This window comes from Alteromonas sp. (genome assembly GCF_984505615.1).
The window spans coordinates 150,516-170,234 of sequence record NZ_CFHOXV010000003.1 but is presented as its reverse complement, the minus strand read 5'-3'; the positions used below and the strand labels follow the sequence as shown (position 1 = coordinate 170,234).

General features: G+C 49.2%; 18 protein-coding genes. 8 read left to right on the top strand and 10 right to left on the bottom strand.

Annotated features, from left to right (window positions below):
• Positions 1-99 precede the first annotated feature (99 nt).
• On the top strand, positions 100-1,092 hold the full coding sequence (locus tag AC4PME_RS03850) for a mechanosensitive ion channel family protein (RefSeq protein WP_303572941.1): 993 nt from the start codon (positions 100-102) through the stop codon (positions 1,090-1,092).
• Between the two features lie 13 nt (positions 1,093-1,105).
• Positions 1,106-1,273, top strand: coding sequence for an entericidin A/B family lipoprotein (locus AC4PME_RS03845; RefSeq protein WP_303572942.1), 168 nt, complete (start codon positions 1,106-1,108; stop codon positions 1,271-1,273).
• Positions 1,274-1,298: 25 nt separating this feature from the next.
• Here the strand turns inward: AC4PME_RS03845 and AC4PME_RS03840 are convergent, their stop codons facing one another.
• Both AC4PME_RS03840 and AC4PME_RS03835 read right to left on the bottom strand, forming a co-directional pair.
• The gene (locus AC4PME_RS03840) at positions 1,299-1,652 is read right to left on the bottom strand and encodes a Fis family transcriptional regulator (RefSeq protein ID WP_491044975.1); all 354 of its coding nucleotides are present in this window, start codon (positions 1,650-1,652) and stop codon (positions 1,299-1,301) included.
• 10 nt (positions 1,653-1,662) lie between these two features.
• Positions 1,663-2,550 carry an EamA family transporter gene (locus tag AC4PME_RS03835; RefSeq protein WP_491044974.1) on the bottom strand — a complete coding sequence of 296 codons (888 nt, stop codon included), beginning with the start codon at positions 2,548-2,550 and terminating at the stop codon, positions 1,663-1,665.
• 111 nt (positions 2,551-2,661) lie between these two features.
• On the opposite strand from AC4PME_RS03835, the gene acuR reads away from it, so the two are divergent.
• Both acuR and acuI read left to right on the top strand, forming a co-directional pair.
• Positions 2,662-3,291 (top strand): acrylate utilization transcriptional regulator AcuR, encoded by a 630-nt coding sequence (acuR, locus tag AC4PME_RS03830; RefSeq protein ID WP_491044973.1) that lies wholly within the window; start codon positions 2,662-2,664, stop codon positions 3,289-3,291.
• 64 nt (positions 3,292-3,355) lie between these two features.
• Positions 3,356-4,336: an acrylyl-CoA reductase (NADPH) gene (acuI, locus tag AC4PME_RS03825; RefSeq protein ID WP_491044972.1), complete on the top strand. Its 981-nt coding sequence runs from the start codon at positions 3,356-3,358 to the stop codon at positions 4,334-4,336.
• A 70-nt stretch (positions 4,337-4,406) separates the two neighbouring features.
• On the opposite strand, the gene AC4PME_RS03820 is transcribed toward acuI, so the two are convergent.
• From AC4PME_RS03820 to AC4PME_RS03810, 3 genes are all read right to left on the bottom strand, one after another.
• Positions 4,407-5,312 carry an alpha/beta fold hydrolase gene (locus tag AC4PME_RS03820; protein WP_491044971.1) on the bottom strand — a complete coding sequence of 302 codons (906 nt, stop codon included), beginning with the start codon at positions 5,310-5,312 and terminating at the stop codon, positions 4,407-4,409.
• 152 nt (positions 5,313-5,464) lie between these two features.
• On the bottom strand, positions 5,465-7,735 hold the full coding sequence (locus AC4PME_RS03815; protein ID WP_491044970.1) for a hypothetical protein: 2,271 nt from the start codon (positions 7,733-7,735) through the stop codon (positions 5,465-5,467).
• Positions 7,736-7,853: 118 nt separating this feature from the next.
• Positions 7,854-8,333, bottom strand: a complete 480-nt coding sequence (locus tag AC4PME_RS03810) for a DUF411 domain-containing protein (protein ID WP_349588277.1) — start codon at positions 8,331-8,333, stop codon at positions 7,854-7,856.
• Between the two features lie 314 nt (positions 8,334-8,647).
• Between AC4PME_RS03810 and AC4PME_RS03805 the strand changes: the two genes are divergently transcribed.
• The 4 genes from AC4PME_RS03805 to AC4PME_RS03790 all read left to right on the top strand — a co-directional run bounded on the left by AC4PME_RS03805 (position 8,648) and on the right by AC4PME_RS03790 (position 13,286).
• Positions 8,648-10,564 (top strand): CHRD domain-containing protein, encoded by a 1,917-nt coding sequence (locus AC4PME_RS03805; protein ID WP_491044969.1) that lies wholly within the window; start codon positions 8,648-8,650, stop codon positions 10,562-10,564.
• A 185-nt stretch (positions 10,565-10,749) separates the two neighbouring features.
• The gene (locus AC4PME_RS03800; protein ID WP_161599164.1) at positions 10,750-10,923 is read left to right on the top strand and encodes a hypothetical protein; all 174 of its coding nucleotides are present in this window, start codon (positions 10,750-10,752) and stop codon (positions 10,921-10,923) included.
• 95 nt (positions 10,924-11,018) lie between these two features.
• Positions 11,019-12,266, top strand: a complete 1,248-nt coding sequence (locus tag AC4PME_RS03795) for a YjgN family protein (RefSeq protein ID WP_491044968.1) — start codon at positions 11,019-11,021, stop codon at positions 12,264-12,266.
• 3 nt (positions 12,267-12,269) lie between these two features.
• Positions 12,270-13,286 carry a M48 family metallopeptidase gene (locus tag AC4PME_RS03790; RefSeq protein ID WP_490708641.1) on the top strand — a complete coding sequence of 339 codons (1,017 nt, stop codon included), beginning with the start codon at positions 12,270-12,272 and terminating at the stop codon, positions 13,284-13,286.
• A gap of 65 nt (positions 13,287-13,351) precedes the next feature.
• Here the strand turns inward: AC4PME_RS03790 and AC4PME_RS03785 are convergent, their stop codons facing one another.
• From AC4PME_RS03785 to AC4PME_RS03765, 5 genes are all read right to left on the bottom strand, one after another.
• The gene (locus tag AC4PME_RS03785; RefSeq protein WP_490708642.1) at positions 13,352-14,542 is read right to left on the bottom strand and encodes a cytochrome b/b6 domain-containing protein; all 1,191 of its coding nucleotides are present in this window, start codon (positions 14,540-14,542) and stop codon (positions 13,352-13,354) included.
• A gap of 127 nt (positions 14,543-14,669) precedes the next feature.
• Positions 14,670-15,125 (bottom strand): GNAT family N-acetyltransferase, encoded by a 456-nt coding sequence (locus tag AC4PME_RS03780; RefSeq protein ID WP_490708643.1) that lies wholly within the window; start codon positions 15,123-15,125, stop codon positions 14,670-14,672.
• A 14-nt stretch (positions 15,126-15,139) separates the two neighbouring features.
• Positions 15,140-15,721: a manganese efflux pump MntP gene (locus AC4PME_RS03775; protein WP_490708644.1), complete on the bottom strand. Its 582-nt coding sequence runs from the start codon at positions 15,719-15,721 to the stop codon at positions 15,140-15,142.
• Positions 15,722-15,825: 104 nt separating this feature from the next.
• Positions 15,826-17,940: a TonB-dependent siderophore receptor gene (locus AC4PME_RS03770; protein ID WP_491044967.1), complete on the bottom strand. Its 2,115-nt coding sequence runs from the start codon at positions 17,938-17,940 to the stop codon at positions 15,826-15,828.
• 110 nt (positions 17,941-18,050) lie between these two features.
• Positions 18,051-19,719 (bottom strand): TonB-dependent receptor (locus AC4PME_RS03765; protein ID WP_491223805.1); only part of this gene is annotated, 1,669 nt, incomplete at its 5' end.

Here is a 19,719-nt window from a genome sequence, read left to right as displayed (position 1 = left end):
TTATTTTTCCTTTACGTCTCTACCCGGAACGATACTTGTAAGTTTTATGCCCGTAAAAGCACTGAAGTAAAATGGCATCAACAAGACCCCGGGAGAAATATGGAATTTCCGCAAATCGATAAAGCCTACGAGTTAATTAATGAAAAGCTGCAGGTGTGGCTGGAAGGGGGGATCAAGCTGCTCCCCAATATCGTAGTCGCTTTTTTTATTGCCTTTGCATTCGGTTTGCTGGCTAAGGTTGCCGGTAAGGTGCTTAATAATGTATTGCGAAGGGCGTTTGAATCCCGCCAGATTGCCGATTTACTTACATCCATCGCCAAGGCATTTATTGCCTGTGCCGGAATATTTATCGCGCTGGACTTTGTCGGACTGCAGGGCACCGTTACTTCCTTGCTCGCCGGTGCAGGTATCGTTGGTCTGGCTATTGGTTTTGCTTTTCAGGATATTACTGAGAACTTTATCGCCGGTATCGCCATGGGGATCCGCAAGCCGTTTCAGATTGGCGATGTCATTCAGGCAGACGGCGTGTTCGGTAATGTGGAAGAAATTAATCTCAGAAATACGCTGGTCACCACGTTCTATGGGCAGCGGGTAATCATCCCCAACAAAATTCTTTTCAGAAATATTCTTACTAATTACTCCGTGATGGGACATCGCCGGATTGAAGTGCCTGTGGGCATTTCCTATGCGGACGATCCGCAAAAGGCCCGCGAAGTGATTGTGGATGCGATCAACGAAAAAGACTACGTCATCAATAAAGATGAAACCAACGTTTATGCAGAGTCATTCGGTGACAGCAGCGTAAACTTACTGGTGTGGTTCTGGATCCGCTATCCGGGTGAACCTAATTATATGGAGGTCAGACACGATGCGATTGTCACCGTGCAGCGCGCCCTGAATGAGGCTGACATTCTGATCCCGTTCCCTATTCGTACACTGGACTTCGGTGCCAAAGGTGGTGAGAAGCTCGATACGATGATGCGCTCCTCGGGCTTTTCTGAGAAAAGTCAGGGGCAGGAGAGTGGCGTAAGCCAGCCAACCAATGAGAGTGCTGCCAGGGCTGATACCAGCGACGCGGCCGCAGAAGATTAAACCGGAGAGAAATATGAAATCACTACATTTATCGAAAGCAATTCGGGCCAGATACTTTGCCATTCTGGCGGGCTTTCTGGGAAGCTTACTGACAGGCTGTGCCACCGTAGAAGGATTGGGACAGGATATTCAGTCAGCGGGAGAAGAACTGGAAGAAGCCTCTGAAGATGCACAAAACTAATTCACCTGCTTAAGGGTAATTAGTTTTAACAGCTCCAGCGGGCAAGACGTGCTGGCCAGTCGCCACCGTCTTCCCGCAGGCAGCTTTCTTCACTGTCGAGGCGAACGTGCCTGCGAATATCCTTCACCTTAATACCGGCTTTTAAAAGATGGGACTGAATAAGCTGTCTGATCTTCTTATCACAGCCCTGTTCAGCAGCACGCTCTGCTTCTGCATCTAAACTGAACACACAGGTCACCATCAGGCTGCCAGGAAAATTGTCATATTTTGCGGTGTGCGTCAGCCATTCAAATCCGGTATCCCATTCTTTTATAGTTTCACACGCCATTGTCAGCGCTTTCACCACATTATTGTCGAGCTTCTTGATGGTTTTCTTCATATTATTTCTCCTAATTTTTAAATTGCTTGTTGTTGTAACCTCTTTGCCAGAATGCGCTCCAGCGGTGATTAATATACAGAGAAGCGACAATGATTCCGCCTCCGGCAGTCAGACGGATCAGATCGGCATCCCGGTTCCAGATAAGCACATTAATGATTAAACCTGCCGGGATCAGAGCATTGTTCATGATGCCTAACGTACCGCCGTCTACTTTTACAGCTCCCAGGTTCCAGAAATAAAAGCCGAGTCCTGATGCAACCAGTCCCAGCCAGCCAAGGACACTCCACTGAACCGGTGTTGAAGGGAGTTTGCCTGCATCCCCGAACAGTAAATACGCAGGCAATACTACCAGCAGGGCACCGGCGAAGAACAAAGCAAAGCTGCGCCAGGGCGGGGAAGCAGGCTTAAAATGTCGGATTAACTGCGCGTATCCCACCTGACCTGTGGCAAAGGTCAGGTTCGCCAGTTGCAGAATTAAAAAGCCGGTAATGTAGTCATTGCTGATTTCGTCATAACGGATGACCGCAGCCCCGGCTACCGCAATTCCTGTACATACCAGGCCGGGCAAGGAAAATCTCCGTTCGATAATATCGTTAAATAAAGATACATACAGTGGCGTGAAGATTGTGAATAGCAGCACTTCAGGTACGGACAGATATTCGAAAGAACGGTAAAGACATACGTAGGTGATACCAAACTGGAATGCGCCTGTAACGATAAGGCCGGCGATGAATTTACGTGGTAAACCGGTTAAGCGCAAAAATGGCAGAAACAGTGCCCCCGCCAGCACGATGCGGGTGAGTACGGCAAAGTAGCTGTCTACATGACCGGAAAGATACACCCCGATAAGACTGAATGATAACGCCCAGAGGACTGTTACAGCACTAAGGTAAAACACGATACAAATTCCTGACTGAAATACGACAAGTAAAAACGGAGGGTAGTGTAACTGAACAACCGGTGAAGCAAAGGTTGTAATTTAATAGACGTTCGGTCTATTATGTTTGTGATGACAAATACAACTACCAAATCCCGTCGCGGACGACCACCGAAAGCGGCAGGCAGTTCAAGAGACACCAGAGCGGAACTTATCCGCAGCGGTCTCGCGCACTTAACGGAAAACGGCTTTGCTGCTTCCGGCATCGATACGATCTTAAAAAAGGCAGGCGTGCCCAAAGGCTCGTTCTACTTCTATTTCGCCAGCAAAGAGGCCTTCGGTCATGCTGTATTAAACAGCTACGCAGAGTATTTTGCCGGTAAGCTGAAAAATGCCCTCACTAATACAAATTTGCCTGCTCTGGAGCGCATCGCTGCCTTTGTTGATTCTGCCAAAGAGGGGATGGCAAAACATGATTTCAAACGGGGTTGTCTGGTGGGTAATCTGGGGCAGGAAGTCGACGGACTACCGGAAAGCTTCCGCAGCCGGCTGATTGACATTTTTCAGAGCTGGCAGGATCAACTGGCGGTATGTCTTGAAGAAGCTAAAGTATCTGGTGACATTCCGGCGACAACTAACTGTGCCGCCACTGCCGAATATTTCTGGACTGGTTGGGAAGGGGCGGTTAGCCGGGCGAAACTGGAGCGATCTGCACGCCCGTTAGATAACTATCTGACGTGTTTTATGAATGGTTTGCGGTAAGGAAAAATTTTTTACGTGTTAATAGACGATCGGTCTATATTAATTCGAGTCAACCGGAGGAGCTATGTTTAAAGGTATTCTGATCGAAAAAGACGACCAGTACAAAGCGTCATTACAAACCATCGACGAGAGCACATTACCGGAAGGTGATGTGTCGGTGGCGGTTTCACACAGCACACTGAACTATAAAGATGCGCTGGCGATTACCGGCAAAGCACCGGTAGTCCGGCATTTCCCCATGGTCCCTGGCATTGATCTGGCCGGCGTGGTGGAAAGCAGCAGCGCCGGAAGGTTTAAACCGGGTGACAAGGTATTACTGAATGGTTTCGGTGTCGGTGAGACCCACTGTGGTGGTCTGGCACAGAAAGCTGTTTTGAAAAGTGACTGGTTAATTCCCCTGCCGGAAGCCTTTTCCCCCGCACAGGCGATGGCAATTGGCACCGCCGGATACACGGCGATGCTGTGTGTACTGGCGCTGGAAAAACACGGTGTCACACCGGACAAAGGAGAAATACTGGTGACCGGCGCCAATGGCGGAGTAGGCAGTTTTGCCATCGCATTACTGGCAAAGCTGGGCTACACCGTTGTGGCTTCTACGGGCCGCGTCAATGAGGCTGATTATCTTAAAAAACTCGGTGCCAGTGACATTATCGACCGTCAGTCGTTGTCTGAACCGGGCAAACCGTTAGGAAAAGAGCGCTGGGCCGGGGCGGTTGATTCAGTGGGCAGTCATACACTTGTTAATGTGTGTGCGGGAATGAGGTATGGCGGTGTGGTAGCAGCCTGTGGTCTGGCTCAGGGCATGGATTTTCCCGCAACAGTTGCACCATTCATTCTGCGTGGTGTTACGCTTGCCGGCATCGACAGTGTGATGCGTCCCCTTGAAGACAGGATTGAAGCCTGGGACCGGCTGGCTGCTTTAATCAACCATGATATGCTGTCAGAAATTTCAGAAGAAATTGGACTCTCTGATGTGGTCAGCACTGCCGGAGAATTATTGAAAGGCAATGTGCGGGGCAGAGTCGTTGTGGATGTAAACCGCTAACTTGCCACCGGATTTATATTGCTAAGACTGGCGGGTAGCATGCCCGCCTCTTTGATATGCCTGCACCGGCTCAGTGATTTTTCAGCCACGCCACCACATCAGGAAAATGATCTTCTCTGGCAGCGGGATGGGTAAGCATGTTGATATGGTCGTAATCCATGGCGTTACCGTTTTGTTTCGCCAGAACGGTGAAGAGCACATTGGTGTCACGGGTTTCGGTAATGAAACGCTGAATATCAACCGGATGGCCGAGTGCATAATCATTGATGGCAGCAATGTGCCAGGTAGGAGGCCAGTTCGTTTTTGTGGCGGCAGCCGCGTAATCAAAACCGTCTTTTAAGTCAGTCCAGGGCGTGTGTTTTACCCAGTGAACGCTTTGCGTCAATGAGCCGAAAGTTTCGTCATCCGAGCCTATTTTATACTGCCTGCCGGGCAAATAGCCTTTGCGCTTTGCGATAAAGGGAGAAAACCATTTCCATACCAGCTCAACCTTAAACAACCGCTCAAAGTTCTTAGCGCTCACTGTACGCTTTGTGCCAAAGCATACCTGGCTGCGCACCTTTTCTGTGATTTCAGGATAGCGTGCCAGTACAGATGCAGTAAGCACGCCGCCCCAGGAATGACAAATCACATGTACTTTTTTGCCGGTACGTTGTGCGATGAAATTAATCATCATAGGGATGTCGCGGGTTATCTGGTCGTTTTGATCATGGTTTGGATCTTCAGCAATGGGAGGCGTACTTTTGCCGCGGCCACGCATGTCGGCAACGTAGACATCAAAGCCCTGTACAGCCAGAAAACAACCCAGTCCTTTTCCCGAGTCGGTATAAAAGATTTTCCCATTTTCAATGGCTCCGTGGATCATCAGTACCGGCTCGCCGTCCTGCGTGGCATGGATGTGACGCAGATGCAATTGATGATGACCGTCGGGAATAAAAAGGGATGCCTGAGAAAGAGGGGGTTGGCTTGCTGTCATAGCTCGTAACGTTAATGATTTGTTACTGAAGCATGCCACTACTTTTGGATAAGGTCAACTGGACAAACCAGTTGTTGCAGTCAGCTTCAATCTTTGAGAGCACAAAAAAAGGCCGGCATATTCGCCGGCCTCAGCAAAAGATGAAATTTGCATTACTGTGTGCGGGTGCACACCACGTGCCTTACGGCGCTGCGGGGAGAATTCGCCATACTGTAACTGTCGTTGATGACCGCCAGCGTCGACATAGATAAGTCGGCTTCTACTGATTTTGACCAGAAATAACGATCGTAAGTTGCAGAAGTCAAATCAAGTGGCGGTGTTGCAGAACCGGTGAAGGCTGCATTCAACTCTTCCGCGGAAGGTACGCGCCAGTCGGTGTTGCCGTTGTCTTCACGTGCTTCGCAAAATGCCACCGCTTCAAATAATGACATACGGGGATAGTCGCTCAGTGTCATCCACTCAAGTGCTGCGGCGCTGTCATAAGGCTCATTAATGGCAATGGCTTCAATTTCAGCTTGCTGTACCTGATCAGCGTTACCGGCAAACCTCAACGTGGCAAATGCAGGGTTGGTAGACGTGCGCGCCACGACTACCTGACAGCTTGCATTCGCAGCCAGTGATGAGCCTGCGCAGGTAGAAGACTGCACCGTAAAGTGAGACGGGTTTAACCCTGCCAGACTTTCAGTAATGCCGGAAATTGCAGATGCCGAAGTATTTGTAAGCGTCACTATGGTTGTTTCTGCTGTGCTGGCGCCTGCAAGGACAGACAGTGCCGGCTGGGGCAACATCACAGGTGGTGTAATGTCCAGATCGACAGTTAACGTTTTACCACTGCCCTGTGTGCCGGCTATGCGCACAGACATGCCACGGAATCTATCTAAATAATCCTCGTTGATACCAATTTCATCGTCATCGTCAGGCATCAAATATAAGGCATCTAACGGACTACTCACCGCGGAGGTTGTGCGGGTTTGCGGGATAGATACTAATAATTGCCAGTTATCTTCAACACCTTTAGCAGTGAAAAGGCTGGCATCCAGTCCGGTGTTAGTTTTCAGCTCGAAATTCACGTACACCGCATCACCATTGGCATCAAGTGCATAGGGTATGCGGACTAACTGAACACCACCATCAGGGGAAGATGACTGAGACAATGTCACATTGGCCGGCGCTGTGACAATAGCCTGACGGCTGTCATCAATCCATCCTGCCAGATTACGCATGGTCGCAGTATATGTTGCATCATGATCAGACAATTCTCCCATTGGGAAGGGACTGGCTTCGCCGTCAGTTTCACAATCTTCAGTACTGCGGTAAGCAAAAGTCTCAGCCGGCAGATTTTCGCACTGGCTGGCTGTTGTATGGCGCATGCCGAAGGTGTGACCGAGTTGATGAACAAAGGTCGCCTTTGAAGCACATGCACTGGCCATGTGAGCCACATAGTGATCCCAGCTTTCAATTTCTGCACTGTGATTTAAAGACGCATAGCAAACGTAAGGCTGGTTCGGATTGTCATTGATGACTGTGATAAGACGGTCATAGCTGGTGTAGTCTTCCACATTGGTAGCAATGTAACTGTAAATCTCCTGACGTTGTGCGTCACCAATTAATACCTCAGCGTCTGTGTAAGTGAAGCCCGAGGTGCTGCCGTTTGATGCCGTGTTGGTACTGGTTAATGTGTAGTATGGCAGGATATGAGGCTCAAGCCAGGCACTACCTTCAGAAGCCTCCACCACATACTGGTTTACGGAAGCATCACTACTTATAAACATCGTGGTCAGGTCGTCAACAGAGAGATTATCTATCGCATCTCTGCCGGCAAAGGCTACCGGCAGTACCAGTGTTTTCTGAGCGCCGGTGTTATTGCGGGTCGTCGTATCTGACTGCGCAGTAAAACTGGCTGAAATCTCACAACTTTCTGAGGCGGTGAAAGCGTAAATATTACCTTTTAGTTCACCGTCACATCCTGACACCGTTTCAACCATATTGGTGACATCCGGAACGAGTGTAAATTGTACTGTATCGCCTTGCTCTGCAGTTAAGCTGGCAGGATATATCATGCCGCCGGTCATGGTTGCACTGGTAATATTGACGGTGGTATCAACAGCGGCAAACTCACCATTTACGGTGCAGCCCGCAGTAATCGCGCCTGTCGTATATGTATTACCTTCCAGTGTTCCATCGCAACCTTCAACGCCGGTTAACGTATAACCACTGTCAGCTGTGAATGTAATCGTCAGAGTATTTCCTTCAGTCACCGCGCGGCTGGTTACCGACGCACTGCCACCTGCAGAGGATGTAACCTCAACAGTATAAGAAGCGGGAGCGGGTGTGGAAGGGGGATTATCTGAACTGTCTGAGCCTCCGCCGCCACAGGCAGCCAGAGATAAACTTAACGCAACTAAAGAGAGTGACCTTGTCATGCATCATCCTTAAAAAACGGGCCGGTTTGGTTGATGTGATTACGCCGGCGACGTTTTTTAAGTTCAGACACAGTTACAACATATTTTTTAATCCAGACGACAAAATTTTAGATTTTGATCAGAACTGTTCGTTGTAACCTTTGATGCTGGCATACACCCGGTCTGAGCCGTCTTTCATCAACACTAAAACATCGTAAGGCATAAAGCGGTCGCCCATTTCCATACCCGGCGTACCAACGGGCATGGCAGGAACCGAGAGCCCGATGGCATTCTCTACCGGCTGTTCCAGAAACTGTTCGATAAATTTGGCAGGTACATGACCTTCAAACACGTATCCGTCAATAATGCCGGTGTGACACGACTGGTATTCAGGCTGGATGCCTGCATTCATTTTCAGTGTATATAAATCTGAATGGTCCACAGGATTGACAGCAAAACCCGCTTTTTCTATGTGAGAAATCCACTTTTTACAACAGCCGCAAGTCGGGCTTTTATACACATCCATTTTTGCCGCTTCCGGATCAACAGTTTCTGCCGTCGCGGGTAAAGTTGCCGGCAAAATCAGCAAGAGTGCTGTGAGTGCTATTTTTATGTTCATTAGGAGTCTTCCGGTTATTCAGTTTTGGCTATCTAACCCTATTTATTCCCTGTACGTCAATATACACGCAGGATTCAGCTGATCACACGCAAACTTTTCCTATAGCTTAAATATCGAGTTTTGCTATGAGGTGATCCCCCCGGATTTCACGAATAATTTGCCGCGCGGCTGACTACCGGAGCAATTTCAGTGAGTTGTGAAACTATTAATAAATATTAATCCGATAATTGACTTTATTTAGCAGCACAAATGAACCAAGTTGTGCACACTCCGTTAAAACAGTGTTAATTATTTTTTTACCGGCGGAGAGAAACATGAAATTTTATAAGTTAGCAGTAATCGGAGCGGCAGTTGCATTAAGTGCATGCTCCAGTGATGACGATGATGATGAGGTTGTTGTTGTCGAACCGGAAGAGCCCACCTTCTCAGCATCTGCCACCTACGATGTTGAACTCAATGGTATGCAGCAAGTCCCTATGAACATGTCGACGCAAATGGCGATGGCCACCGTCGAAGTTGATGAAGAGCTTATGCTTCTGCGGGCGACGGTGGACGTAAGCGGTGTTGAAGGTGTGTCAGCTGTTCATATTCATGATGGCGATATAGGTCGCAATGGTGATGTGGCATTCGGGCTGGAGATGACATCAGACGGTACATACACGCTGGCCGAAACCAGTATCACAAGTGACTTGATTGCTGATCTGGAAGACGGTGACTGGTACATCAATGTGCACACTGAAAGTTTCGGGGATGGCGAGGTTCGCGGTCAGATTGTTTCAGATGACATGGCCATCGTGACGTTTATGCTGGACGGTACTCAGGAGGTGCCTGCGGTATCGACCATGGCTGACGGTTACGGCTACGCGCTGGTATCGACAGCGACCTACGACCTTGATTTAGTGATTTACACAGAAGATTTGGATAATGCCAGTGCTGCTCATATTCATACAGGCCGTGCAGGTATGAATGGTGATGTTCTGGTTGCGCTGGAACAGTCCATGGACGACATGACGATGTGGATGACACCCGACGGCACAATGATTGACGAAGACACACTGGCGGTGCTTGTCTCCGGCGGCCACTATGTCAATGTTCATTCTCCGGATTTCCCCGGCGGTGAAATTCGCGGACAAATCCTGACAGATAATTTCGCCCTCGCTACATTTATGCTCTCCGGTGCACAGGAAGTACCGGCGGTCACTACCGAAGCTTATGGTAGCGGTTATGCGCTGGTGAACACTGATGACTATGCACTGGAAATGACGGTAGTCACAGAGGGCGTCGATGACGCAACCATGGCACATATCCACACCGGCAGAGTCGGCATGAATGGTGACGTGCTTGTTGCACTGGAGCAATCAGCCGATGACGCAGGAACCTGGATGGCGCCGGAAGGGACGATGATTGATGCTGATGTCTTTGGCGTACTGGCATCGGGTGGTCACTATGTAAATGTGCATACACCTGCTAACGGCGGAGGTGAACTGCGTGGTCAGATCCTCACAAACGAGTATGCGATTGCGACCTTTATGCTGGACGGTGAGCAGGAGGTGCCTGCTGTTGATACCATGGCAATGGGTCACGGTTATGCGCTGGTAAATACGTCTACTTATGCTCTTGAGCTGGTTATCGACACTGAAGGGGTTGATGATGCGACAGGTGCTCATATTCATACCGGCCGAATCGGCATGAACGGAGATGTACTGGTGGCCCTTGAGCAATCGGCTGACGATATGGGTATGTGGATGACACCGGAAAATACCATGATCGATGCTGACATCCTTGAAGTACTGGCCTCGGGTGGTCACTACGTCAATGTGCATACGCCTGCAAACATGGGCGGTGAAATCCGTGGTCAGATCATAACGTCTGATTACATGGTGGTTACCTTCCCTCTGAGCGGCGATCAGCAGGTGCCCGCTGTTACCACAACGGCAACGGGTAGTGGTTATGCGCTGGTAAATTCAATGACTTATGCACTGGAGGTAGTCGTTAACACTGAAGGTGTTGATGACGCCACGGCAGCACATATTCATACAGGCGCAGCCGGTGAAAACGGTGATGTTCTGGTAGGTCTGGAGCAGTCTGCGGATGACATGGGCATGTGGATGACGCCCGCAGATACGATGATTGATATTGATATCTATGATGTCCTGATTTCAGGCGGTCATTACGTAAATATCCACACACCGGCCAACCCCGACGGTGAATTACGCGGACAAATTGAATAACCGTTCCGGAATATAAAACGTTAAAACAGGCCAGCCTTCAAAGCTGGCCTTTTTTTACGCGAAACTTCAGGTACTAAGTACAGTTTCTGCACTGAGTGAAATTTGCGAGGATCCCTGTTGTATCTATTGTAATGACTCCATTTGAAGGCTACTCCGGTAGCCTTTCTTTTTCCGGAATTTCAGTAATGAACAGACTTTTAGATGTGACGTACTACACCGGCGCAGGCCTTTTCTTCGCTCAGGCGGTTTGGGAACGGTTTGTTTATGACAGTCGCGATTTGTTTATAGAACATTTTCAGACGGGGTTGCTATTTTTGATTCTGGCGAGTCTCAGCAAGCTCATCGCAAAGGCAAAGTAAGAGGTTTCATACTTGCTGAATGACTGTGTTTTCAGTATGTTCTTAAACGTGATATGTCGTCACAGAATGGACAAAAAATATAAAAATGAGTGCATATGGAAAATGAAATCGATTACTCAGGCTATACCTTGTCTGAGCTTAAAGAAGCACGTTCAACCATTGATGAGCAAGCCTGGCCTGACAGAGCCCTGATCCTCGATCAACTGATTGCTGCCAAAGAATTTGCCAGCATGTCTTCTCCGGAGCCGGCTGCCGGTGCGCAACAGCAAGGGGGGGCACAGGATGATGCCGGGCAGGCTGTTCAACCGCTACGCACAGTGCCTGTAAAATTTCATGGTACAACAGGCGAGTTTTTCTCAATCTGGATCGTCAATCTGGCCCTTACCATTGCAACGCTGGGTATTTATTCTGCCTGGGCAAAGGTAAGAACTAACCGTTATTTTTACGGCAATACCGACATAGACGGCCACCGGTTTGCTTACCTGGCTGAACCCCTGCAAATCCTCAAGGGACGCGCCATCGCCGTGGTACTTTTCGGCGGCTATTTCCTTGCCAGTTACTTCAACCCGCTTGCCGGCGTCATCGTGGCCATTTGTCTGGGTTTGCTTACACCTGTACTGGTGATTCTCAGTTACCGTTTCAAAATGCGCATGACGTCTTACCGCAATGTCCGCTTTAACTTTAAAGGTCGTTTCGGCCGGGCGTTTGTCGTGTTTGTACTTTGGCCGGTAGCCAGTTTATTTACCCTTTATCTCATATTGCCACTGGCTCTGAAAAAGATAGATCAGTTCTTGCTGGAATCAACAGGTTACGGCGATAAGTCATTTAAAACCCGTTTAAATACCGGCGAATATTTCGGTACAGGGATCGCAGCCGGCGCCATCGCGTTTGGTATTTTCATGATTGGCGGGATCTTTATGGCAGTGGGAATATTCTCCACTTCATCAGGTGAGGAGTTTTCTTCATCGGGTTCTCTGGTATTCACTTTCGGCACATTTGCTATGTATTTTCTGGCCTATGTGATTGCGTCAGGCTTTTATTCAGCACGCATCCGGAATCATCTATTTGCGGTTACAGAGCTTGACGGCATTGCGAGATTCTCATCAGACGTGGGGGTGGGTGAACTTATCAGCCTGCGCGGCACGAACATTCTGGCCATCATTTTCACACTGGGCTTTGCCTTCCCGTGGACCAAAGTCCGCACCGCTAATTTCTATGCAGAGCGTACGCAGGTAGCGGTACTGTCTGATGTCAATAAGGTCATGGAAGGCTACACCAGTGATGTTGGTGCGGCGGGTGAAGAAGCTGCCGGATTGTTCGATGTGGATATTGCTCTGGGGTAAATTGTGGCAAAAGGACAGTTGTATCCCCGTGCCGGCGCTGCGGCATACCAGGTTGACTGTGATGTGAACAGTGAAGCACTGATTGTCGGCAGCTTTGAAGGCAATAGTGAGCAAACGTATCTGCGTAGTGAGGTGACCTGCAAACCTAAATTGGGTCGCCTTCCCCGTGAAATCACCTTGCCCGGTAACGTATTACTGGTGTGCGACAGTTCAGAGTCTCTGGATGCCTGGCTGGATGGAAAAGGCGGAGATGCCATCAATAAACTGGAATCAAAACGACACTGGGTAATTGCCAGTGTCGTGATGGTACCGGTTTTATTATATCTGGTCTTTGCTTTCATCATGCCCTGGATAGCGGTGCGATTTGCTGATGTGATCCCGCAGGAAGCAAAGTTTGTTGCCTCGCAACACACCTTGAGTGCCATGGATGCCACCATCCTGGAGCCAAGCGGCTTGCCGGTTACGCAACAATCATCGTTGCAGGCTCATTTTCATAAAGTGATCAACGATATCGGTGTTAGTCATGACTACTTTGATATTCAGTTCCGTAAATCCTCTTTTACCGGGCCAAACGCATTTGCCTTACCCGATGGCACCATTGTTTATACTGATGACATGATTACCCTTGCCGGGGAGGATTTAGCAATACTCGATGCCATTTTGCTCCACGAGGTGGGTCACGTTGAGCAGAATCACTCAATGCAGATGATTGCCGAATCTTTATTTACTACATTGGCGGTGTCTTACTTTTTCGGTGATCTCACCGGTGCCATTGAAGCTTTCTTCGGTGTCGGTTCCACTGTGTTGCATAATAAGTTCTCGCAGGCTCACGAACGTGCAGCCGATGATTTTGCGTTACATCAGCTTTCCGTCACCGGCCGCAATCCGGAAGATTTCGCCAGAGCGATGGAAAAACTGAGTGAATCATTGCCTGAGGCCAGTGAAACCGTAGAGAACTGGTTATCTACACATCCGGTTATGAAGGAGCGGATTGAAAAGGCGAGGGCGTTTAATCAATAACCGGGCAGACTTGTAGCAGAAGGTCAGAATGTGAGTCTATTCTGACTTCCGCTAATTGAAGTGTCTCAGTTCGTCTGTTTTATCAATTTCAAATCGATCGACAGTTCAACCTCATAAGCTACGCTGGCATTTGTAGCCCAACTGCCGCTGCCGATTTCAAAATCCCGTCTGTCGATGGTCGCAGAGCCAATAAACCTGGCCTCACCGTTACTTTCCTGCCAGCTGAACGTCACAGAAATTGGTTTTGTAATTCCCTTTAAGGTGAGTTCGCCGTCAGCAATAAATTTACCATTTTCTTTTCTGATATCACGACTCAGATAGTGCGCCTCAGGGTGGGCTTCAGTGGCGAACCATTGACTACCTTTAATGGTGCCATCCCAGTCCTTGTTGTTAGTTGTAATGCTTTGGGTATTGATTGTGACGTCAATGATCCCGCTTTCAGGATCTGCAGGGTCGAAATAGATTGCCGGCGTAAACTGACGGATTGCGCCAGTAAAAGGTTGGCCTGCGTAGCTGTTGGTAAATTTAAAATTATCAGGCGTTGCGACCATTTCCCATCGCGGGCTGTCAGACTTATTCACTTCCTGTTGTGCTGCTGGGGCCGTTGGAAGCGGCGTAGTAACCGCTACATCTCCGGAATCCGGGGATGTTTCCTCAGCTTTATAGAAGGTAAAGCCGATTAAAAAAACAAGTGCTAAAGACAGCGCACTTGCACTGACAAAAGACTTTCCTGGCAACATTCGGGGTAACAGGCTAATCCCATCCAGGCGCTTATGCAGAACCAGCATGGCAATGTGTCCGGCTACCATCAGTGCGATAATGTAAAACAAGTACTCATGTAAAGAGGAGAAGAAGTCACGGCTCCCGTTATCCAGTCCCGGAATATGAGGAACTGAAATTAAATTAAACCAGGCAAAAGGATAGCCCGCAGTGGAATTTAACAGCCAGCCACTCAACGGAACCGCCAGCATGAGCAGGTACAGCCCCCAGTGACCGGCTGACGCCAGCTTTTCCTTGAGGGGAGGAAGCCCGAGCGGGGCGGGAGGATGCGCTAAGCGCCAGAACAAGCGCACAACTGCCAGTACAAGTACTGTAAATCCCGCAGACTTATGCAGCACAAACAGTTCAATTTTATCCGGAGAGTTTGGCATTCCTTCAGCAACCAGGCCCAGAGCGATTGCCCAGAATATTAATATTGCAATTGCCCAGTGCAGTATGCGGGCAACCAGATTATAAGGTTTTGAAATGGTATTCATGGTTGATAAATTCGTTTTGAAATTGCAATTAGATTACAGACGTTCCGGCAAACCTGCGACTGCAAGGCATCTCTATTTTGAGAACAATTTAACCTGATTTATCGAATTCAGTGGTAGCTTCGCAGTTCTAAAGCGTCAGCGTCATAAAATGACTGTTCGGATCGGGCTGATAAGATGCAAAAGGCCCGCAGTCTTTAAAACCATTACGATAGTAGAGTTTTCTTGCGGCTTCGAAGTAAGGCTGGGTGCCCGTTTCCAGGCTGAGGGTGGTAAATCCCTTTTCGCGACAAAAGGAGATGGCGTGAAGGAGCAAGGCATATCCGGCGCCGGTTCCCCGTGCCGCTCTGGTAGTGCGCATGGATTTGAGTTCTGCCTCAGTATCGCTGTGCTGCTTTACTGCCACACAGCCCAGCAATTTGCCGTCTTTTCTGGCCGAGAAAAAATGGATATCCGGTGCTTTCAGCGCGTTCAAATCCAGAGCATGCACACTTTCTGCCGGTGATGTTGCGAACATATCTGCCAGGTGCTCTTCCAGCAGTGCAATAATGTCGTTGCCTTGCAGGTTGTCGTACTGAATGTGCATGCTGATGTCTCTGTTTACATTGCAGATAAATGAGAATACAAAATCCAGCTGCCGATGCCAATCAGCACAATCCCGCCCACGGCTTCAGCTTTTTCGCCCACGATGTGGCTCAGTTTATGTCCCAGCAGTGCCCCGATGGTTACCATCAGGCAGGTGGCCAGGCCTATCATCAACGCAGCGAGTGCAATATTGACATCCAGAAAGGCGAAACTCACACCGACAGTCATGGCATCGATACTGGTGCCGAATGCGGTAAGCGTATAAGCCATAAAGGATTGTTTCTGAGCTGGTACTGCTTCGCCCGGACTATCTTCTTCTTCATCACCATTAAACGACGCGTAAATCATGTGTGCGCCTAACAGCACCAGTAAGCCGAATGCTATCCAGTGATCGTACTGCTCAATGTATTCTGCGCCGGCGGAACCAATTAACCAGCCGATGACAGGTGTGATCCCTTCGATAACGCCAAACAGCAGGCCCAGCTTTAAAGCATTGATGAAGCGCGGTGATTGCAACTGACTGCCTTTACTGAGAGAGGCAGCAAAAGCATCGGTAGACATTGCAAAAGCGATGAGTAAAAGATTAAAAAACGGCACGGTTTAACTGCGGTGGTGTGAATTGGCGGGCATATTACCGTACGGGAGCGGTGAAGTAATCCTGTAAAGCGACCGGCAACGGGCTTTACAGGATTAGTTTGTCATCAGAAGTCGTAGCTGAGCTGTACAACTATCTCCCTTGGCTCACCCGGGAAGTGGCCATTACGTTCGCTGAATCCGCTGACTGCGTAGACTTTATCAAACAGGTTCCGCACGTTTATGCTTAACAGCAGATCATCCCACGACGTTGTCCAGCTGGCATCAAACACGGTGTAAGGTTTCACTTTCTGACCGTCCAGGCTTCGTTGTTCACTGACGTAATCAACCCCGAATGCCACGGAAGAATCAATACTGTCGATAGCATAGCGTGTCCAGAGTCCTGCCTGATGGCGGGGCGTATTGGCCAGGCGGGTACCGTCATAAGTGTTGGCTGTTTCGCCTGATGCAATCCGCGTATCGTTGTAGGCATAGTTGGCAGTCACGCTTATGGTATTGGTTATATCACCCACCAGAGTGAACTCTGCGCCTTCGCTTTCCACCAGTCCGAAATTAATCAGCGCCGGCTCTGTGGCATCGTTTTCGCCTTCGATGTAGTCCGGATTAGCAATCACAAGGTTTTCTTTGTCGATTTGATAAACAGCAACGGTTGTCATAATGCGGTTATCCAGCCAGCTTTGCTTGAGGCCCAGTTCCACCTGTTCGCCGGTTTCCGGAGAAAGTTGAACAGGGCCGGCTTCCGTGAAGTCGTTGGGATCCACAGGGTTGAAACTCTGCGAATAGTTCAGGTAAACAGTAGTGTTGTCAGACGGCGTGTAGATAAGGCCGGCGCGGGGCGATATATCACTGTCAGAATATTCCGCCAGCGTTTCTTTGTTTTCTTCATCGAAATGATCAAGTCTGACACCTACGAGCAGGGCCCATGAAGGCGAGAACTGGATCTTGTCCTGAATGTAAGCACTCATTCGCTGACGCTTATTGCCGTCACGGTTCATGTCTGTGAGATCGTATGTCGAAGGATCGGTAATGCCGTAATTCAGGGTGAAGATATTCAGGTTGGCAACGCCGTCCGCCTCATAACGAGCCCGGAAGTAGTCGTATTCCGTTTCCATATTGTGGAAGTCACCACCAAATAAGAACTGGTGTGCGATTCCTCCTGTGTCGAAATCATACACGAAGTCCAGTGTCAGGCTGATTTCATCATTTGCTCTGTACTGTTTACGGTATTCGCGGCGGATAATTTGATCATCAATATTGGCTTCACCGTCGCCGTTGGCATCTACCCAGCTTCTGGATTCATGATAGGCCTGCTCACGCTCGTTATCCAGATAACGCAGGGTGCCGTTAAACGACAGGTTGTCTGTGAAGTTGTGGGTCAGATTTGCCTGTAAAACAAGCGCTTCGAGATCCTGATAATCGCCTTTCTCGTTTGCGTTGTAGCTGCGATCTACAATGAAATTCCCGTCGTCATCCACGGGTACACCACGAAGGCGGTTACCACCCAGGTTCTGCACGATGTAATCGAAGGTTGTGGTCAGGGTGGTATCCTGTCCTGACAGGAAAGTCATGCCGCCGGCCAGCTCAATATTTTCTGAATCAGCGTTATTTCTGAAGCTGTCCTGGCTTTCATAGAATCCGCCTAAACGGTATGCCGTGGTGTCAGAAACCGCACCGGTAAAGTCAGCTGATGCACCTGCCAGTGAGAAATTACCGCCTGTCAGGGTGATATTTTTCTTTTCTTCAAAAGACGGTTTCCGGCTGACGTAGTTAATCATACCGCCCGGCTCGCCGCCGCCATACAGGGAAGCCGCCGGCCCTTTCAGCACTTCCACACGTTCCACGTTAAAAAGCTGAGGCACACTGAAGCCGGAGAAAGGATCGCCGCGGACGCCATCATAAAACACATTACCGTCGTCCCTGAAGCCACGGAATGTCACGCCGGAGTAACTGAATTCACTGACACCGGCAATAGAGCGGTACATATCCGTGATGTCGCGGGCTGCCTGATCCTGAATGAGCTGGCGGGTTAACACCTGTACCGACAACGGGATTTCCATAATATCTGCGTCGGTCTTTGTTCCAAGGCGGGTATGGCTATCCAGATAGAATTGCTGAGCACGACCTTTTACTTCGATTTGTTCTACATCTTGCTGGTCCTGAGCACAGACAGACATTGTCGTCAGCGCAGCTGCGACAGCCAGGGAGAGGGGTTGATAATGCATGAAAAGAAAAGCCTGAAAGTTAAGATATGTTAAGAACTGATAATTATTCTCATTCTCAATCTAATTGCAAGCTTTTCTCTGAAAAGTTGATTTAACGGCACTTCACAATATTAAAACCGGTATGCCGCTTTAATGCGCATAGTACGGGGTTCAATAGGGTGAAAGTGGATATCTTCTACCGCCGCCGTCTCGTCCTGAAGTTGTGATTCGTACAGGTAATCAATATCGTGATCGTCACTGTCCAGTAAATTAAGTGCCTGCAAGGTGAACGTCCAGTTCTGCCAGCGTTTGGAGAGCTGAGCGTTAACCACTGTCAGGGCAGAGGACTCAACATCGCCGTAGCTGTCTAAAGTTCGCGGGCCAAAGTGCCTCAGACGTAATGTGCTGTCCCAGCCTTCAGCGAATTGCCAGCGTAAGCCCGCACTGACTACTTCACCTAATGCACCATCAATCCGGTTTCCTTCACCTTCCTCACTGCCTTTAAAGCGGGAGTGGGTGAGGGCAACTTCTACATCAACAGACAATTGTTCTGTGAACCAGTAGTAGGCTGCGATTTCGGCCCCGAAGCGCTCAGACGCGCGGCTGGCCTCGCTGTTGCCTGCATCACCGACAAACAGCAGTTCGGAATCAAGTTCCAGCCACCATAATGAAGCCGACAGATTCAGTACTTCACTGTCGAAATAGCGGATCCCCGTTTCTGCCGTATTGCCCCGTACCAGCAAATCTACCGGGTCAGCAATATCGCCGCTTTGGGGATCCACAGATAAGGTAGCGCCACGTGCATCATTTGAATGAAATGATTGTCCGGCATTCACATAGCCTTCCAGATGGGGAGTGAAAATGTAACTCAGGCCGGCAGACAGGCTGAGCAAACCGTCATCAGCACTGCCCGAATTGGCAGCCAAATCACTGTTTACATCTGCGGTCAGGTAATCATAGCGGGCGCCAAGGCGGGCCGTTGTTTTGCCATTCAACAGGTAATCGCCCTGATAAAAGACTGATACAGACAGTTCGTCCACATCGTCGCTACGTACTGTACCAGTCCGTTGACGGGCTTGTGTATTGAACAGTCCGACTTCATCAATGTTATCCCGTCTCACCTGTATGCCAATTTGATGCACCCAGTCCATTTTGCCCGGGCTGGCAGAAAAGTGGTAACCGGCTTCGCCTCCGGTAATTTGCCGCCTGTCTACCTGTTCAAATTGATCACCCTGAAGCGGATTATCCAGAAAATAAGTAAAGTTTGAGAACAGATTTAAATCGCTGTTGATGAGATAGGCACTGGCATAAAAATCACCTTCGGTGACATTAACCGACAAGCTGTAGCGGCTGGATTCCCCGCCAACTGTGGTGTCCAGCGAGCCCAGCGGGGAAATTAATCCTGATGCGACAGCGCGGGCAGGGATCTGGTCGGCTGAATTCCAGCTATTATCATAGGCCATGAAGGTGACAGCCACAGAGCCGTTGTCTGTATTCTGAGTGTAATTTACCAGCCCGTTTACTTTGTTGATATCTTCACTGATATCCTGCCACGGGCCATCGTAGCGGTTAAATTCGCCGCCAAGAAACAGAGAGGCGTCATCGAAAGAAAGGGTCGATCCTGCTACGGTACGCAGATAATTGTTCTCTCCGGCTTCCACACTCACCATGTCCTGTTGCAGGCCCGGTGTTAGGTAGAAATTGGCCGATCCGGCAGTTGAAAAGTCGCCTTGTAATGCGTTGTATGCGCCTTTGTTGTATTCGATGTAATGAACAAATTCCGGCGTAATGAAGTTCAGA

Coding starts and splice junctions, on each gene's coding strand:
- AC4PME_RS03850 (WP_303572941.1), top strand. CDS start 100: ATGGAATTTCCGCAAATCGATAAAGCCTACGAGTTAATTAATGAAAAG.
- AC4PME_RS03845 (WP_303572942.1), top strand. CDS start 1,106: ATGAAATCACTACATTTATCGAAAGCAATTCGGGCCAGATACTTTGCC.
- AC4PME_RS03840 (WP_491044975.1), bottom strand. CDS start 1,652: ATGAAGAAAACCATCAAGAAGCTCGACAATAATGTGGTGAAAGCGCTG.
- acuR (WP_491044973.1), top strand. CDS start 2,662: ATGACAAATACAACTACCAAATCCCGTCGCGGACGACCACCGAAAGCG.
- acuI (WP_491044972.1), top strand. CDS start 3,356: ATGTTTAAAGGTATTCTGATCGAAAAAGACGACCAGTACAAAGCGTCA.
- AC4PME_RS03820 (WP_491044971.1), bottom strand. CDS start 5,312: ATGACAGCAAGCCAACCCCCTCTTTCTCAGGCATCCCTTTTTATTCCC.
- AC4PME_RS03815 (WP_491044970.1), bottom strand. CDS start 7,735: ATGACAAGGTCACTCTCTTTAGTTGCGTTAAGTTTATCTCTGGCTGCC.
- AC4PME_RS03810 (WP_349588277.1), bottom strand. CDS start 8,333: ATGAACATAAAAATAGCACTCACAGCACTCTTGCTGATTTTGCCGGCA.
- AC4PME_RS03805 (WP_491044969.1), top strand. CDS start 8,648: ATGAAATTTTATAAGTTAGCAGTAATCGGAGCGGCAGTTGCATTAAGT.
- AC4PME_RS03800 (WP_161599164.1), top strand. CDS start 10,750: ATGAACAGACTTTTAGATGTGACGTACTACACCGGCGCAGGCCTTTTC.
- AC4PME_RS03795 (WP_491044968.1), top strand. CDS start 11,019: ATGGAAAATGAAATCGATTACTCAGGCTATACCTTGTCTGAGCTTAAA.
- AC4PME_RS03785 (WP_490708642.1), bottom strand. CDS start 14,542: ATGAATACCATTTCAAAACCTTATAATCTGGTTGCCCGCATACTGCAC.
- AC4PME_RS03780 (WP_490708643.1), bottom strand. CDS start 15,125: ATGCACATTCAGTACGACAACCTGCAAGGCAACGACATTATTGCACTG.
- AC4PME_RS03770 (WP_491044967.1), bottom strand. CDS start 17,940: ATGCATTATCAACCCCTCTCCCTGGCTGTCGCAGCTGCGCTGACGACA.